Origin of the sequence: Tolypothrix tenuis PCC 7101 (assembly GCF_963874875.1) — a bacterium.
In the GTDB taxonomy this organism is placed as follows: Bacteria; Cyanobacteriota; Cyanobacteriia; order Cyanobacteriales; family Nostocaceae; genus Aulosira; species Aulosira tenue.
In genome coordinates this window covers 207,622-222,067 of sequence record NZ_CAWNJS010000001.1, presented here as the reverse complement: position 1 = coordinate 222,067, position 14,446 = coordinate 207,622, and the positions used below count along the sequence as shown (strand labels likewise).

Genomic DNA, 14,446 nt, shown 5'->3' with positions numbered 1-14,446 from the left:
TAGGTAAGATTATTCGAGATGAATACTTAGTTAAAACTGTTAATACAAAATCGGGTGATTTTGCTTAGAAAGTGAAAGTAGTACGCAGAGCACCTACCCAAATTAGATCGTTATTAGCATTAGCTTCTGGATTAGTAATGACAAACAAAGTTGGTGTCACACTAATGTTGTCATTGAATCTATAGGTATAAAAACCCTCTATATGAAAAGAGGTATCGTTATCTCTGCGAGCAGCTACATCATTACTAGTAACTTTTGGTGGGATACCAAAGACAAACCCAGCCAAATTACCTTTTTTACCTAAATCTGGAAGCGCCAGAGTTAGCGCGGCGTTAATGATGGTTGCATCATTACTAGTGCCTTCTTGATGGGCTTGTGTATAACCAAACCAGCCACCTATATGGAAAGCACGACTAGCTTTCCAGTTAACTTGCACCCCAAAGTTATCGGAGGATGTGGGTGCTAAAGCAAAAGGACGAGCAGCGTTAGCAGTACCTGTACCACCAGTGATGTTATAACCAGAACCAGGCGCAACAACTACTGTACCGTTGGGGCCAGGAGACACCGGAGTGGGGAAGTATTTACGAGCGTAGGCGAAACTAATATCTAGACTGCGGCTAGGGGTAAAAGTTAACTGTGCTAGTGCTTCATAAGCATTACCAAACAATCCACCTGCATTAGTGGCGTTCCCTCCAGGATTACTACCTAGAGCATCATCTACGATGTAACCTGCATTGAATTGGAGTTGATTGCTAAATTTATGGGCAAAAGCTAAACCAGCGCCGTCAAAACCTGGTCGGTAAATTACAGGGTTGAAAAGTCCAAATCGTGAGAGGGTTCCAGTTTGGGCGTTACCAACTAAAGGATTAAGAGTAGGGGCAAAAGTTACAGGTTGCAGTGCCCTCGCACCTACCCAGACAGTAGTGTTTTTCCCGAATGGAAAGCGATAGAACAATCTATCAAGATAAAGATTACTGTCTGCTGCATAACCAGTGCTGCGTTCTGTATTAAACCGGGTTTGGTTAGTTCCGGTTAACGGTGTACCACCAACAGAAGTCGCACCGCCTAAAGCCACAAAGTTAGATGCTGTTAAACTAGTTGTCAGCTGGTCTTTGCCAGTAAAGCTTGTTTGTAGAGCGAGGGTTGCACGATAGCCTAAAAAAGTATTGGTATTATCTCTGTTTGTACCGACACGATTACCAAAGGTATCAGCGAGAAAGAATTGTGCTAAACCTTGCAGTTTGGTAGTTGTAGAAAATTGAGTGGCTTCTAACTTAGCAGAACGCGCTTCGAGAGAGTCTACTCGTCCTCGTAAAGTTGCAAGTTCGGCAGAAAATTGTTCTTGCAGCTTTTGCAGGGTATTTAAGTCTTCTCGCTTCACTAAATCAGCAGTACTAGTTGCAATCAATTCGTTGAGGCGGTCAAGTGCTGCATTTAAACCAGCCGCAAATTCATATCTTGTGAGGGCGCGGTTCCCTTTAAATGTGCCATCGGGATAGCCAGCAATTACCCCATAACGCTCAACTAAAGACTGTAGCGCCTGGAATGCCCAATCGGTAGGCTGAACATCAGATAGTTGCGAGACAGAAGTGACTTGTCCTAAATCGCTATTTGGTGTTGAGGTTGTAGGCTGTATAACTGGAACTTGTGCAATGGGACTCAAAGGTGTTGTCTCCATGACAGATGGTTTTGATTCTGTCTGAGTCTCTGTAGTAGCTGAGGCTGTTAAATTAGCCTCAAGCACAGTTTTATTTACAGATGGTAATTTAGTTAATGAAGTTTCTACTTCTTTTTGAGCAGGAACTTCTTGAGCAAGAGTTTTCGCGCTAGTTGCCAATAACAGCAGCACTACAAACGTTGGTAAGGTCAGCAATAAATTCCCAAAAATTTTTTTCATTTTGATTGAACAAACAATTCGATCTAGGACAAATCCTCTGTACTGCCAAAGACATCAAGCAAATAACTTAGTTAAATTTTTTTGAAATTTTATGCTTGAAGTTGGCAGTGTCATTATCTTTCAGACTCCAGATAAAAGCTGGAGAGTGAGTTACAAATCTCCGTCACAATTTTTCTCTTCTAAGTACAAAATTCAGAGAGAGAAAATAACTTTGTAGCTACTACCAAATTACCTGTCGCGATTAAAGTCCGGTAATTTGGTCGAATTATAGTAGAATTAATATTACAGGATACCAGTATTTCAGAAAAACTGTAGAGAATGAGTATTTTTAGTTACATACTCTCTATTTTTTTAAAATTCCCAAAATAAACTTGTTTCTATGATTAATGTCTGGTAGTATACTTTTTTGGTGTTAACTCCGGCAACCCGGTAAATTAATAGTATTTTAAGATTTTTCCCAAATCTTATGTATGGGATAAGCCAAAAATAGCAAATCTAAAATCCCAAATTATTTAATGGTTTGACTTTTGGTGAAATCCAGCAGATTTTATCTCTTACAAGGTACACCTGTAGCGGTTAGGATACCCGCACCACAAGATTGATATATGAATTTAATTGTGGTACCTCATGTACCTGATAATCTGCTGTAAAAGTAATTAAGAGAATTGATGCAGAAATTATGAAATACAACAAACTCGGCGAAAGTGATTTAAAAGTTTCCGAAATTTGTTTGGGAACCATGACTTATGGGCATCAAAATACTATTGAAGAAGCCCATCAGCAATTAGATTATGCTATTGCTCAAGGGGTGAACTTTATTGATACTGCGGAAATGTACCCAGTACCACCTCGTGGCGAAACTCAAGGGAAAACAGAAGCTTATATTGGCGAATGGTTGAGAAAACAGCAACGGGATCAACTAATTGTTGCTACTAAAATTGCTGGGCCCGGTCGTCCATTTAAATGGCTGCGGGACGGAAATATCAAAATTGATAGTAAGAATATTCAGCAAGCGGTAGATGATAGTTTGAGGCGCTTGCAAACAGATTATATCGATTTGTACCAGATTCATTGGCCCGATCGCTATGTTCCAACTTTTGGTCAAACAGAGTATAAACCAGAGTTAGAACGGGAAACTGTGAAGATTTCTGAGCAATTAGCAGCCTTTGCAGAAGTTATCAAAGCCGGTAAAGTCCGCTATATAGGTTTGAGTAATGAAACTCCTTGGGGGGTAACTAAATTTGTTCATGCTGCGAAAAAGTTGGGATTACCTAAAGTAGTCTCAATTCAAAATGCTTATAACTTGCTAAATCGCGTTTTTGATTCCGCTTTAGCAGAAGTTTCGCATTACACAAATGTTGGTTTACTCGCCTACAGTCCGCTAGGATTTGGTTTGTTAACAGGCAAGTATATAGAAAATAGCAACCCCGGAAATACTCGCATAACTTTATTTCCAGGTTTTGGACAACGTTATCTCAAACAAAATGTCAATGAAGCTGTCGCCGCTTATGCGGAAATTGCCAAAAAACATAATTTAACACCTGCTCAATTAGCTTTAGCTTTTGTGCGGAGTCGCTGGTTTGTGAGTAGTACAATTATTGGTGCTACAACGCTACAACAACTACAAGAAAATATTGAAAGTGTAAATGTAGTTCTTAACCCAGAGATTTTAGCAGAGTTAGACGCAGTTCATACAAGTTATCCCAATCCAGCACCATAATTGGGGACTAAAAAATAAATTATCTCTTCGTTGGGTTAGCGGAGGAAGCAGAGGAGGAAAAATCTGATTATTGTCTTTGCTCTCACTGATTGGATAATTTAATTTTTGGGATTGTCTACAAACCTGTAGTAAGCGCTTTAGTGCTTAGAACCTATTAAGGTGAGCACTAAAGTGCCTACCACACAATAAACTTTTTATAAAATTTTATAATTTTCAACTTATATTTAATTTTTTACGCAAAATCATAAAAAACCGATAATAGGCAGATTTTAGGATAAATCTACGATTTTAAGCAGTAATTTTATGGGATTCTTCTTAAAAAACTCTGCTTTTTATTGAGGATTTGAAGTTTGATCAAAACACCCTCTTGATTTTTATAAAAAATTATGCAAGGCTTTTATTGAAAATAAATACTGTAACTTGACCGACTAACCGTAATTTATGGTATTGTAAATGCCAGTGCTACAACAATATGCATAGATTAACTGTTCTAATGAACATCATTGCAGTTAGCAACTGGCATATTTATTGCATGATTATCTAAGTTTTTTAGTTCATAAGCTAAATATTGAGGCGAGGAATTCAATGAGTAGTCCCCATTGGCGATCGCAGAATTCATCTACCATTGATGTTGACCATAATTTACAGACAGATGTTCTAGTAATTGGCGGTGGCCCAGCTGGTACGTGGGCTGCTTGGAGTGCTGCATCTGCTGGCGCCAAGGTGGTTTTAGTCGATAAGGGTTACTGCGGTACGAGTGGTTGTGCAGCAGCATCGGGTAATGGTGTATGGTATGTACCTCCTGATGCAGAAGCTAGAGAAGCTGCAAAAGCCAGTCGCGAAGCCTTGGGGGGATTTTTAGCCAATCGTACCTGGATGGATCGGGTACTGGATCAGACATATACCAACGTCAACCTATTAGCAGAGTGGGGTTATCCTTTTCCTGTTGATGAAGAGGGTAAACCCTATCGGCGCAGTCTTCAGGGGCCAGAATATATGCGCCTGATGCGGAAGCAAATTAAGCGGGTGGGTGTAACAATTTTAGACAATAGCCCTGCCTTGCAATTATTAGTAGACGCAAAAGGTGCCGTTGCTGGGGCAACTGGAATTAACCGCCAGACTGGTAAGCAGTGGGTTGTACGTGCAGGTGGAGTAATCATTGCAACAGGTGGTTGTGCTTTCTTAAGTAAAGCCTTAGGTTGCAATGTCCTGACTGGGGATGGATACCTCATGGCAGCAGAAGCGGGTGCAGAGATGTCAGGGATGGAGTTTTCTAACGCATATGGCATCTCTCCCGCCTTTTCTTCGGTTACCAAAACCCTGTTTTACAGTTGGGCAACTTTCACATACGAAGATGGCACGCCTATATCTGGTGCAGGTTCTCAAAGAGGGCGTTCAGTAATTGCCCAAACGCTTTTGACGCAACCTGTTTACGCCATTTTGGATAAAGCAAATGAAGAGATGCAGGCAAATATGCGGAAAGCACAGCCGAATTTCTTCTTACCTTTTGATCGCGCAGGGATTGATCCCTTTAACCAACGTTTCCTCGTTACCTTGCGTTTAGAAGGAACAGTACGTGGTACAGGTGGGATTCGGATTGTTGATTCTAGCTGTGCTGCATCCGTCCCAGGACTTTACGCTGCTGGTGATGCAGCTACCAGAGAATTAATTTGTGGTGGCTTTACTGGTGGTGGTAGTCATAATGCAGCTTGGGCAATTTCTTCTGGTTACTGGGCTGGTAAATCTGCGGCTGAATACGCACAAAGTTTGGGAGAGGGGGTAACTCAGCGCCCTGTAGAAGCCGTTGGCGAAGCTGGATTGATTAGTGGTAGCCAACATCAAATTAAAGCTGAAGAGGTTATCCAAGCCACCCAAGCTGAGGTTTTCCCCTACGATCGCAATCTTTTCCGTACAGAACAAACTTTAACTGGATCATTGCAGAGATTAGATCATCTCTGGCAAGAAATTCGTAGTAGTCAAGCTGGAAATCAGCAAAATATTATTCAGATGCGGGAAGCTGCGGCAATGGTTGCTACAGCGCGATGGATGTATAACAGCGCTTTAGAACGGAAAGAAACTCGCGGTATGCACAAGCATCTAGATTTTCCAGAGATGGATGTTCATCAGCAACACTATTTAGTTAGTGGTGGTTTGGATCGAGTCTGGGTGCGACGTGAGGAATTGGGGATAGAGAAGGAATTGGTAGGCGCGTCTTCTTAGTTATCTGTTTTTCTCACGCAGAGGCGCAGAGGCGCAAAGAAGAATGCAAGATTATCCTCTCAAAGTCAGTTCAACAATGCGCCTCATTTCTCAATCCAAAATCTAAAATCTAAAATCTAAAATCGTATGATTGAGTTAGTTAGTGCGTCGCGGTGTATTCAATGTAATATTTGCGTGAATGTTTGCCCGACAAATGTTTTTGATAGAGTGCCTGATGCACCACCTACAATTGCTAGACAGAGTGATTGTCAAACTTGTTTCATGTGTGAATTGTACTGTCCGGTGGATGCTTTATATGTAGCCCCACAAGTTGATCCTCTGGATTCTGTAGATGAAACATTACTGAAAGAGGCTGAACTTTTGGGAAGCTACCGAAGAAATGTAGGTTGGGGGCGCGATCGCATTTCCTCTGCCCAAGAAGATTCTACACACCAAATTCTTAAGCAGATGAAATAGTACGTCTGCAAAATGAGTCCAAAGTCAAGGGTCAAGAGTCAAAAATTTACATAGACTCTGGCTTCTTGATTTTCATATACACACATCAACTAACTTATTTTGTTCTCTTCTCTGCGTTCTCCGTGTCTCTGCGGTTCGTTTTTCATGCTTAAACTACCAACTCTAGCTGTATCGAGTTTATTATTTCTTACTACTGCTTGCAGTTCTAATCAAACTGTTTCTCAAGCAGTACCCAATCCCACAACTACAACTAAGGCGGAAGTTAAGACTTCCACATTGCGCTTAGGTTTTATTACTAACGGTAAAGTAAAAACACCAACTGGCCCGACAGGTTGGGCAATGCATCAAGGTAAACTTTTACCAGAATTGCAAAAATTAGGGATTACAGAAATCAAAACGCTGAATTTTCCTAATGGGCCGAACTTGAATGAAGCCTTGGTAGCTGGGGAAGTGGATGTAGGAATTTATGGTGATACACCTGCATTAGTTGGTAAAGCCAAAGGTTTACCCACACGCTTGATTGGTCAAGAACAAGTAGGAACAAATGCTTGGTTATTGGCGAAGAAAAATGGCCCTGGTTCTGTCGCGGAACTTCAAGGACAGAAGGTAGCGACTTCTAAAGGTTCTTATATGCATCGCTATTTAATTGGATTATTGCAAAAGGCTGGAATTAGCGATCGCGTTAAAGTTATCCATATGCTACCAAGCGAAGCCCAAGCCGCATTAGAACGGGGAGATGTGGCTGCGATCGCAGCGTCAACGGGAACCGGGCCATTGTTAAAAGCAAAAGGCTATCCCGTGATTGATGAAGCAATTCAACACCCAGACTTACGCGGAACTAGCGTTACGGTAGCTACAGAAGATTTTTTGGCTAAACATCCAGATTTACCGCAAAAGTGGAATCAGATTAAACAAGCATCTGTGAAAGATATTCAAGCCAACCCAGAGGCTTACTACAAGTTTCATGCTGATGTATCAGGATATCCTCTTGATGTGGTGAAAGCTTCTTTTCCCATCACACAATTCCCAGTAGAACCTTTACCCAATCAAGGCGTACAACTTTTAGAAGGAACAAAGAAATTTTTAGTCTCGCAAAAATTAGCCCAGTCTGATTTTAAATTAGATGATTGGATAGCGAAGCAATAAAAGTTTTAAAATATCAATTCAGTAAAAGGTGGTGATTGATAAGAAAATAAATTTGATGAAAAATGCAAAAGTTATCCTAGAAGAATTTAGGGAGTTTGGCACAAAGCACTATTTTAAAATAACCAATGGGCAAGAATATCAAGGATGGATAATGGATATTCTTGATGACAAACTTAGTTTTGCAGATTCAGGGCCGCTAGCCTCAGCAGTAGAGATTGAGATTCAAATTCCAATGGTAGATCTAGCAACATTATCCTACTGGGATGAAAATCAAAAGCTTTGGGTTGATGCTTGTTGGGATAATGTTACAGAAACTTGGTTACATAATCCTGCTAGATGATGAATTTAAGTAGATTAAGTGTCATCATATAGGAATCTGATTTGATTTCTGAAAAAATTTTAGCTGATGCGTTACGCTATCGCTAACGCATCCTACGCGAACTCTTGGAAGATAATCAATCTAAGTAGATTCAGAGTCATTATAGATAAATACTTCTAATCTAGGCCAGCGTTCTTGTAGTACTTCTGATAATGAACGTAAACCCCATAATTCGCTACGATGATGACCAACTGTAATAACGCCTATTTTAGTTTCTTGTATTGCAGCTTTCGCTGGTTGGCGAAATTGTCCTGTAATATAAACATCAACACCACGTTTTGCTGCTTCGCGTACTAATAAATCTGTCATTGCACCAACAACAGCAATGCGTTTTACATCATCGTTAACTGCTGGTAATATTTGTTTGGGGTTGCCAAACATTTGTGTGATAAGACTACATAACTCGACGAAAGATTGAGTCTGTATGTTGCCAATCATGCCAATTGCTCTATTTTCTTTTTCGCCTAATACTTCTAAATTAGACATTTGCAAAACTTGAGCTAAACGAGGATTGAAACCTACAGTTAAGCACTCATCGAATGGGAGATGATAGGAAATTATTCCCAATTCTGGCGGAAGCTTCTCTAATTCTAAGTTCCAAGGACGATGTAAGAATAATGCATCTAAACGTTTATAGCTGACCCATTCATATAATCTTGTTTCAGCTTCCAGTGCTAACCCTAAACGTTCTACAGGATTTGATGATGGTAAATATGTACCGCCTCTCTCGCTAGTAGGAAATTGCTCAACATTGAAGAATTTATTTAGAAAGTCTACTATATTTATTAGATAAATTAGATGATATTTAAACATAATTTAAGAAACTATAATTATTAATAACAGCAATAAAAAATCAAAATTTATAAGTAGATTTGAATCAAATATAAATGGAGTAAGCGATAATGAAGCTCATTCTTCCTATAGAAGTTGCTGATGAGATTAAACCGCATCTACCTAGCGATATAACATTTGTGCGGGCTGATGTGGATGGCAATATTGATGGTGATGCTACAGATGCTGAGGTTTATTTTAGTTGGCTTTATTATATAAAACCAACAACTTTGCAAAAAGTTCTGGATGCAGCACCTAAATTGCGTTGGCATCAAGCAACAAATGCAGGTGTAAATAATATTCTCACACCACAATATTTAGCCAGAGAAATATTGCTAACCAATGGTGCGGGGCTTCATGCTATTCCGATGGCGGAATTTGTGATTGCTTATATTTTGTCTTACGCGAAGAATTTTACTAAATTGCGTGAACTACAAGCACAAAAAAGTTGGCAACGAGGCTTTAGAAATGAAGAACTGCTCGATAAAACATTATTAATTATTGGTGCAGGTGGAATTGGGCAAGAAATTGCTAAACGCGCTCAAGCTTTTGGTTTAAATATTTATGGTAGTCGCCGTAATCCGCAACCATTACCAAACTTCGATAAAATAGTGGGTGCAAATGAATGGAAACCACTATTAAGTGAAGCGCATTATGTAGTTATTGCCACACCTTTAACTAACGAAACTAAGGGGATGATTGATGAGGAAGTATTTAGCCTTATGCGTCCCGATGCTTATTTAATTAATATTGCTCGTGGTGCAATTGTTGATGAACCTGCACTGATTAAAGCTTTACAAACTGGTCAAATTGCTGGTGCAGCTTTGGATACAGTCTTTACAGAACCACTACCACCAGAAAGTCAGTTATGGACGCAACCAAATATCTTTATTACTCCTCATTGTTCTGGTCATTCTCCCAAAACTAGAGAGCGGGCGATCGCACTTTTTATCGATAATTTTACACGATATTACAACGGTCAACCCCTGCGTAATGTAGTCGATAAAAATGCTGGGTATTAAACTACCAGTGGCGATCGCAATTAATTGTTAACTAGTTAATCGCTTTGGCAGAGCAAAATGGCTCAAAATTGCCTAATACGTCACCATGCCCACCAAAGCGATTGATTATTTTTTTATTTGCAATTCCCCTTTGAGAGACAAAGCATAGCCTCTCATTGGGAAACAGAGAACACTAATTTTCGCCTATTTGCAGATTTAAAGGTTGAATATTGACAATTTTGCCACCCAAGCGATTAATCCGCTGAAGTTCTTCATTAAACCTGCTAAAAGGTACGGTAATAAACACACTACCGCTAGCACGAATCGGGTAATTGTTTTGATTTGTCACCTCATTTTGATGCAATCCTGAAACTTCTACTTGAAAACTCCGACTTTGATAAACCATGTTGACATCCTAACAATCAAGAACAATATTCAAAGGGGCATGGGGCAATGGGCATTGGGCATGGGTAATTGGGGTTTGGTGTTAGGTTTTGGGTGTTTGTTATTTCTCCCTTGCTCCCTGCTCCCTGCCCCCTGCTTTTTTCACAGCCCCCAACCCCTAAAGCGGTGTAACGCTGGCAATTTTGCCATTGCGACGTTGAACTTGTTGGAAATAATTGGATAGTTCTTCGTAGGGGATAACTACGGCTTTGTTGATGCGGCGAACTTTGGGATAACCAGGTTGAGAAATAGCTGCTACTTCAACGCGATACAGCCTTCCTGAACCGAAAGCTTGCGAACCTTGAAATGCTGTGCTGGGGGTTTGTCCTTTGACAGAAGCACGATAAGCAAAACCATTGTTACTACCAGCAGGAGCAATAACCGTTGATGCGCTATTTCTGGCTAATTCGCTAGCTAAACGAGCTGATGCTCCAGGGATTTGAGAGCGATCGCTTGTTGCGTAACCGCGATATAGTTGAAAAATTCGGGTAAAGCCTACTGTTTTTTGCCCTAGTTGATTGTTAAATCCCCGATAATAGGGCACAATGTTTTCGCCAAAATTTGTCTGGTACTCTGCTGAATCGATGTAGGAATCAATGTCAGCTTCATAGCCTTTGGTTTGATATAAATCTAGATGATAGATAATCTCAGATTCATCATAGGGAGCGCGACCAAGCAAATGTTTGAAATTTAGCTCTGTCACACGGCTATGAAAGTTATTAGAAAAAAACTTGGATTTGTATAGATTTGATTTAGCTAACTGCCTAACAAATTCTTGAACTGTAATATTCCCGTTAGTCAGTAGTGATTCTAAACCCTTCAAACGTTCAGATTGCAACACATAATCGTTACCTAAAACCTGACGATAAATAGCCGCAATCACCTGTGCAATTTCTGCTTTGTTGGCATTGGAACGTAATTCAATAGGAGCAGCGTTACTAAATGCAGAAGTTCCAAGTCTGGATGCAGCTGTTGTAATTGGCATCTAAAAGTCTCCTTAACGAAGGGTTTTGAGTTGAAAATAGTGCTGATTTCTGAGTGCTGAGTTAAAAAAGAAAAATTTTCAGACTTTGGTTATGGTTTCTTATGATTAGTAAGTGAGTTTAAATAACGCCTACCAAAAGAAAAACATTTCCAAGTTTGAAATCTTGCTCATAACTCAGTAGTTAATTCACGAAAATTCTGACACAAAAAGATTTTTTTAGGGGTTTAGCAATGCTCATTGGTGTCAACTTAAGCTAAAAGCTATATAGGGCGGGCGTTGTACAAATACCTCGCGCCCTCATCCCCTAACCCCTTCTCCCTGAGGGAGAAGGGGAATTGAATCTCTTGCTCCCCTCTCCCTGAGGGAGCTATCCATTAGTCACATCTTTCTTTACAATCTTGAAACGCTTATTTTGTGGGCATCTTGAACACTGAGGTGTCAAACATACTTGACAGATTAACTCTTAGTCTTCTCGCTAAAATTAGGTTTTTATTGAGAATTGATGACGAAGGAATCAGGGTTATAAAAAGCGTGAGTGAATACTCTCGTAAATGTTGAGAAAGATCCGGGTAATGGATAGCTGAGGGAGAGGGGCTGGGGGTGAGGGCAAAACCTTTGTACAAAGAGGGTTTGGTGTTAAGTTGATACCAATGAGCAATGCTAAACCCTCTACGCACTCAGAACTAAGAAAGAGCTATGCTAATTACCTTGCGCCCTTGGCGATTGAGTTGTTGTAAACGATTCGATAACTGATCGAATGGGACAACTACTTCGGTAATGCTTTGGCGAATGCGTGGTGAGTTGGGAGAAGCAGCTTGTGTAGTACGAATCCGATAGGTATTACCACCACGATTTCCTGTTGATACGCCAGTTAAAGAGCCAGCATCAGCAGGATAGATGGGGGATACTAAATTTTTTGCTAAATCCCAGGTTAATTGCCCTTTGGATTTGTTTTGGGCGCGATCGCTATTTGCATAGCCTCGATACAACTGAAAGAAACGGGGAAAGCCAGCAGTTTTTTGTCCTACTGTAGTTTGATAACCCCGATAGTACGGCACTATAGAATCACCAAAGTTTTGTTGATACTCTACAGAATCAATGTAGGAGTTAATCTCGGCTTCGTAACCTTGAGAAGTATAGATATCAACGTGGTAAGCAATTTCTGATTCATCGTAAGGCGCACGACCAAGCAAATGCTTATAATTCAGTTCAATGAAGCGCACTTGCGAGTTGGAATAGAAGAATTTCTGGCGATACAGTTCGGATTGTGCGATCGCTCTCACAAAATCCCGCACAGAAATCTGCGCCTGTTGCAAAAGTGATTCTGCACTAGATAGCCGTTCACTTTCAAACAGATGCTCATTACCTAAAACTTGGCGATATGCAGACCAAATAACTGACCGTACTTCTTCTGCGGTTTTGACAAACCGCAATTCTACTTTGTCACTATCTGCAAACGGACGAATTCCCAATCTGCTTGCTTCTGTTAACGGTGCCATAATCTTATCTGTTCCTTATTTTCTAACCCGTTAAACTCGGTAAAAATTTTTTAAGTTACAGCTAAAAAATGGTCAACTTCGTAATCAGCACTTTAGTGCTTTAAAATAAAGGACTAAAGTCCTCATTTACAAAATTTGTTAATAAATTTTTTTTCACAATTAAGAAAAAGCCTTGCGTAATAAGATGAGAATTTATCTACCCAGACAACACAAGTATTGGAGTCAGCTGTATTTGACTGCTAATACATAATGAAATCTGTGTTTATAAATTTCTCAGCTTACTACACAAATGCTTGACGCTTTTGCAATTTGCAACTTTTTACGGCTGCAAACTTGATATTCAGTTGTTGTGTAACAGGATTAATGACTGCCAAAAATCATTTGGTAAAACTATTCATTTGTATTGCATAATTACCAAAGGATTTTCATACCCGTGTTTCACAAAACTGAAAAGCTTTTAAGAACCAATAGCTGCGAATTGATCTGATTTATCAACCGACCATTTGCTGCTGTACTTAAATTGAGCCAACTTAGCTCAGAGCATTGATGATGTAATCAATGTAGGAGTTAGCTTCAACAGCAGGGTCGCCGCTTAAACCATGATTAGCTTTGATATATTTGAGAGCTTCAATGTACCAGCTAGGAGATAATTCAAAGGTACGGTTGATTTCAGCCAAACCACCAATCAAATAATCATCGATTGGGCCTGTACCACCAACAACTAAACCGTAAGTAACAATCCGCAGGTAATAGCCGATATCACGCACGCACTTATCTTTTCCGGTTTGGGTAGAAGCGTAGTTAGGGCCAGATGTGGTGGTGGTGTAGGGGAATTTTTGGTACACAGCATTAGCAGCAGCTTCTGCAAGGCTAGAAGCTTTTTTGGATAGTGCTTTTGCGGCTTCTAAGCTAGAACCTGCTTGGCGGAAACGACCAAATGCAACTTGGAGTTCGGTGCTGCTTAAGAAACGGCCTTGGGAATCAGCAGCTACAACTGCTTCAGTTAATGGTGTTTTAGTCATTGGAAGAACTTCTCCTAATTGCTTTTACAAAAAATTTGTTGAATAGACTTCTTGCAAAAATTGCTGTTTCAAATCAATTTTGCTTTTATGCAAGAGGCCTAATAGAAAGTGTTTTGATGTTTAGGCAACTGCTGCTGCTGCGCGATCGAAATAACCAGAAACTTCTGCAATCAAGCTGCTGCAATCACCACGGGTAATACCATTGGGATCGTTAGCAATAGCGATTGAAGATTCTTTAAGTTTTTGAATACCAACCGCAACAGAAGCACCAGGAGTACCCAATGCCAAATAGGTTTCCCGCAAGCCATTCAGCGCGCGATCATCTAGAACGCTAGCATCGCCAGCAAAAATCGCATAGGTAACGTAGCGAAGGATGATTTCCAAATCCCGTACACAAGCTGCTGCACGACGGTTAGTATAAGCATTTCCACCAGGCGCAATTAGTTGAGGTTGTTCAGCGAACAATGAACGAGCTGCGTTAGCAACAATGGAAGATGCATTGCTAGAAATCCGGTTAACAACGTCAACGCGCTTGTTACCTTCTTTAACTAAGTTGATGAGAGCATCTAACTGACCATCACTTAGATATTCGCCTCTTGCATCAGCTTGGGAAACAACCTTGGAAAATGCATCTTGCACCATAGTGTGATTCTCCTAAATTTTGATTAATTGAGTAATTAATTGATGAGGGGTTAAGTGAAAAATGAAGCATTCAGCTTTTATTGTTTTATGACTGCTTCATCATGTTTCAAAAAAAGTCAAATTTGTTTTGATTGAAACATAGATTTTAGCGTCAAGGCTGAAAATACTTTCATTTTTTCTAGAAAGATTTTCAGTTATTTAAGT

General features: G+C 40.1%; 12 protein-coding genes and 1 pseudogene. 6 read left to right on the top strand and 7 right to left on the bottom strand.

Annotation, left to right across the window (positions count from 1 at the left end; translation table 11 throughout):
* Positions 1-64 precede the first annotated feature (64 nt).
* Entirely contained in the window at positions 65-1,897 is a 1,833-nt protein-coding gene (locus AACU25_RS00855) for an iron uptake porin (protein WP_190445683.1), read from the bottom strand.
* Positions 1,898-2,576: 679 nt separating this feature from the next.
* Between AACU25_RS00855 and AACU25_RS00850 the strand changes: the two genes are divergently transcribed.
* The 5 genes from AACU25_RS00850 to AACU25_RS00830 all read left to right on the top strand — a co-directional run bounded on the left by AACU25_RS00850 (position 2,577) and on the right by AACU25_RS00830 (position 7,779).
* On the top strand, positions 2,577-3,617 hold the full coding sequence (locus tag AACU25_RS00850; protein ID WP_096573481.1) for an NADP(H)-dependent aldo-keto reductase: 1,041 nt from the start codon (positions 2,577-2,579) through the stop codon (positions 3,615-3,617).
* Positions 3,618-4,202: 585 nt separating this feature from the next.
* Positions 4,203-5,837, top strand: a complete 1,635-nt coding sequence (locus AACU25_RS00845) for an FAD-dependent oxidoreductase (RefSeq protein ID WP_096573480.1) — start codon at positions 4,203-4,205, stop codon at positions 5,835-5,837.
* Between the two features lie 126 nt (positions 5,838-5,963).
* Entirely contained in the window at positions 5,964-6,293 is a 330-nt protein-coding gene (locus AACU25_RS00840) for a 4Fe-4S dicluster domain-containing protein (RefSeq protein WP_096573479.1), read from the top strand.
* A 144-nt stretch (positions 6,294-6,437) separates the two neighbouring features.
* Complete coding sequence (locus AACU25_RS00835) at positions 6,438-7,439, top strand: ABC transporter substrate-binding protein (RefSeq protein ID WP_096573478.1); 1,002 nt, start codon at positions 6,438-6,440, stop codon at positions 7,437-7,439.
* Between the two features lie 31 nt (positions 7,440-7,470).
* Complete coding sequence (locus tag AACU25_RS00830) at positions 7,471-7,779, top strand: hypothetical protein (protein ID WP_190445684.1); 309 nt, start codon at positions 7,471-7,473, stop codon at positions 7,777-7,779.
* A 120-nt stretch (positions 7,780-7,899) separates the two neighbouring features.
* Here the strand turns inward: AACU25_RS00830 and AACU25_RS00825 are convergent, their stop codons facing one another.
* Positions 7,900-8,631, bottom strand: a complete 732-nt coding sequence (locus AACU25_RS00825; protein ID WP_096573476.1) for a Nif3-like dinuclear metal center hexameric protein — start codon at positions 8,629-8,631, stop codon at positions 7,900-7,902.
* Positions 8,632-8,720: 89 nt separating this feature from the next.
* On the opposite strand from AACU25_RS00825, the gene AACU25_RS00820 reads away from it, so the two are divergent.
* Positions 8,721-9,671 carry a D-2-hydroxyacid dehydrogenase gene (locus tag AACU25_RS00820; RefSeq protein ID WP_096573475.1) on the top strand — a complete coding sequence of 317 codons (951 nt, stop codon included), beginning with the start codon at positions 8,721-8,723 and terminating at the stop codon, positions 9,669-9,671.
* Between the two features lie 193 nt (positions 9,672-9,864).
* On the opposite strand, the pseudogene AACU25_RS00815 reads toward AACU25_RS00820, so the two are convergent.
* The 5 genes and pseudogenes from AACU25_RS00815 to AACU25_RS00795 all read right to left on the bottom strand — a co-directional run.
* A pseudogene (locus tag AACU25_RS00815) lies at positions 9,865-10,056 on the bottom strand (phycobilisome linker polypeptide); the annotation flags it as partial.
* 156 nt (positions 10,057-10,212) lie between these two features.
* The gene (locus AACU25_RS00810) at positions 10,213-11,079 is read right to left on the bottom strand and encodes a phycobilisome linker polypeptide (protein ID WP_096573473.1); all 867 of its coding nucleotides are present in this window, start codon (positions 11,077-11,079) and stop codon (positions 10,213-10,215) included.
* Positions 11,080-11,762: 683 nt separating this feature from the next.
* Positions 11,763-12,578 carry a phycobilisome linker polypeptide gene (locus AACU25_RS00805; protein ID WP_096573472.1) on the bottom strand — a complete coding sequence of 272 codons (816 nt, stop codon included), beginning with the start codon at positions 12,576-12,578 and terminating at the stop codon, positions 11,763-11,765.
* Positions 12,579-13,108: 530 nt separating this feature from the next.
* Positions 13,109-13,600, bottom strand: coding sequence for a phycocyanin subunit alpha (gene cpcA, locus AACU25_RS00800; protein ID WP_096573471.1), 492 nt, complete (start codon positions 13,598-13,600; stop codon positions 13,109-13,111).
* Between the two features lie 120 nt (positions 13,601-13,720).
* Positions 13,721-14,242, bottom strand: a complete 522-nt coding sequence (locus AACU25_RS00795; RefSeq protein WP_199347224.1) for a phycocyanin subunit beta — start codon at positions 14,240-14,242, stop codon at positions 13,721-13,723.
* Positions 14,243-14,446 lie beyond the last annotated feature (204 nt).

What these genes read in the sequence shown, in the direction of transcription:
- AACU25_RS00825 (WP_096573476.1), bottom strand. Translation starts at nt 8,631, where the DNA reads ATGTTTAAATATCATCTAATTTATCTAATAAATATAGTAGACTTTCTA.
- AACU25_RS00840 (WP_096573479.1), top strand. Translation starts at nt 5,964, where the DNA reads ATGATTGAGTTAGTTAGTGCGTCGCGGTGTATTCAATGTAATATTTGC.
- AACU25_RS00835 (WP_096573478.1), top strand. Translation starts at nt 6,438, where the DNA reads ATGCTTAAACTACCAACTCTAGCTGTATCGAGTTTATTATTTCTTACT.
- AACU25_RS00855 (WP_190445683.1), bottom strand. Translation starts at nt 1,897, where the DNA reads ATGAAAAAAATTTTTGGGAATTTATTGCTGACCTTACCAACGTTTGTA.
- AACU25_RS00845 (WP_096573480.1), top strand. Translation starts at nt 4,203, where the DNA reads ATGAGTAGTCCCCATTGGCGATCGCAGAATTCATCTACCATTGATGTT.
- cpcA (WP_096573471.1), bottom strand. Translation starts at nt 13,600, where the DNA reads ATGACTAAAACACCATTAACTGAAGCAGTTGTAGCTGCTGATTCCCAA.
- AACU25_RS00850 (WP_096573481.1), top strand. Translation starts at nt 2,577, where the DNA reads ATGAAATACAACAAACTCGGCGAAAGTGATTTAAAAGTTTCCGAAATT.
- AACU25_RS00805 (WP_096573472.1), bottom strand. Translation starts at nt 12,578, where the DNA reads ATGGCACCGTTAACAGAAGCAAGCAGATTGGGAATTCGTCCGTTTGCA.
- AACU25_RS00820 (WP_096573475.1), top strand. Translation starts at nt 8,721, where the DNA reads ATGAAGCTCATTCTTCCTATAGAAGTTGCTGATGAGATTAAACCGCAT.
- AACU25_RS00795 (WP_199347224.1), bottom strand. Translation starts at nt 14,242, where the DNA reads ATGGTGCAAGATGCATTTTCCAAGGTTGTTTCCCAAGCTGATGCAAGA.
- AACU25_RS00810 (WP_096573473.1), bottom strand. Translation starts at nt 11,079, where the DNA reads ATGCCAATTACAACAGCTGCATCCAGACTTGGAACTTCTGCATTTAGT.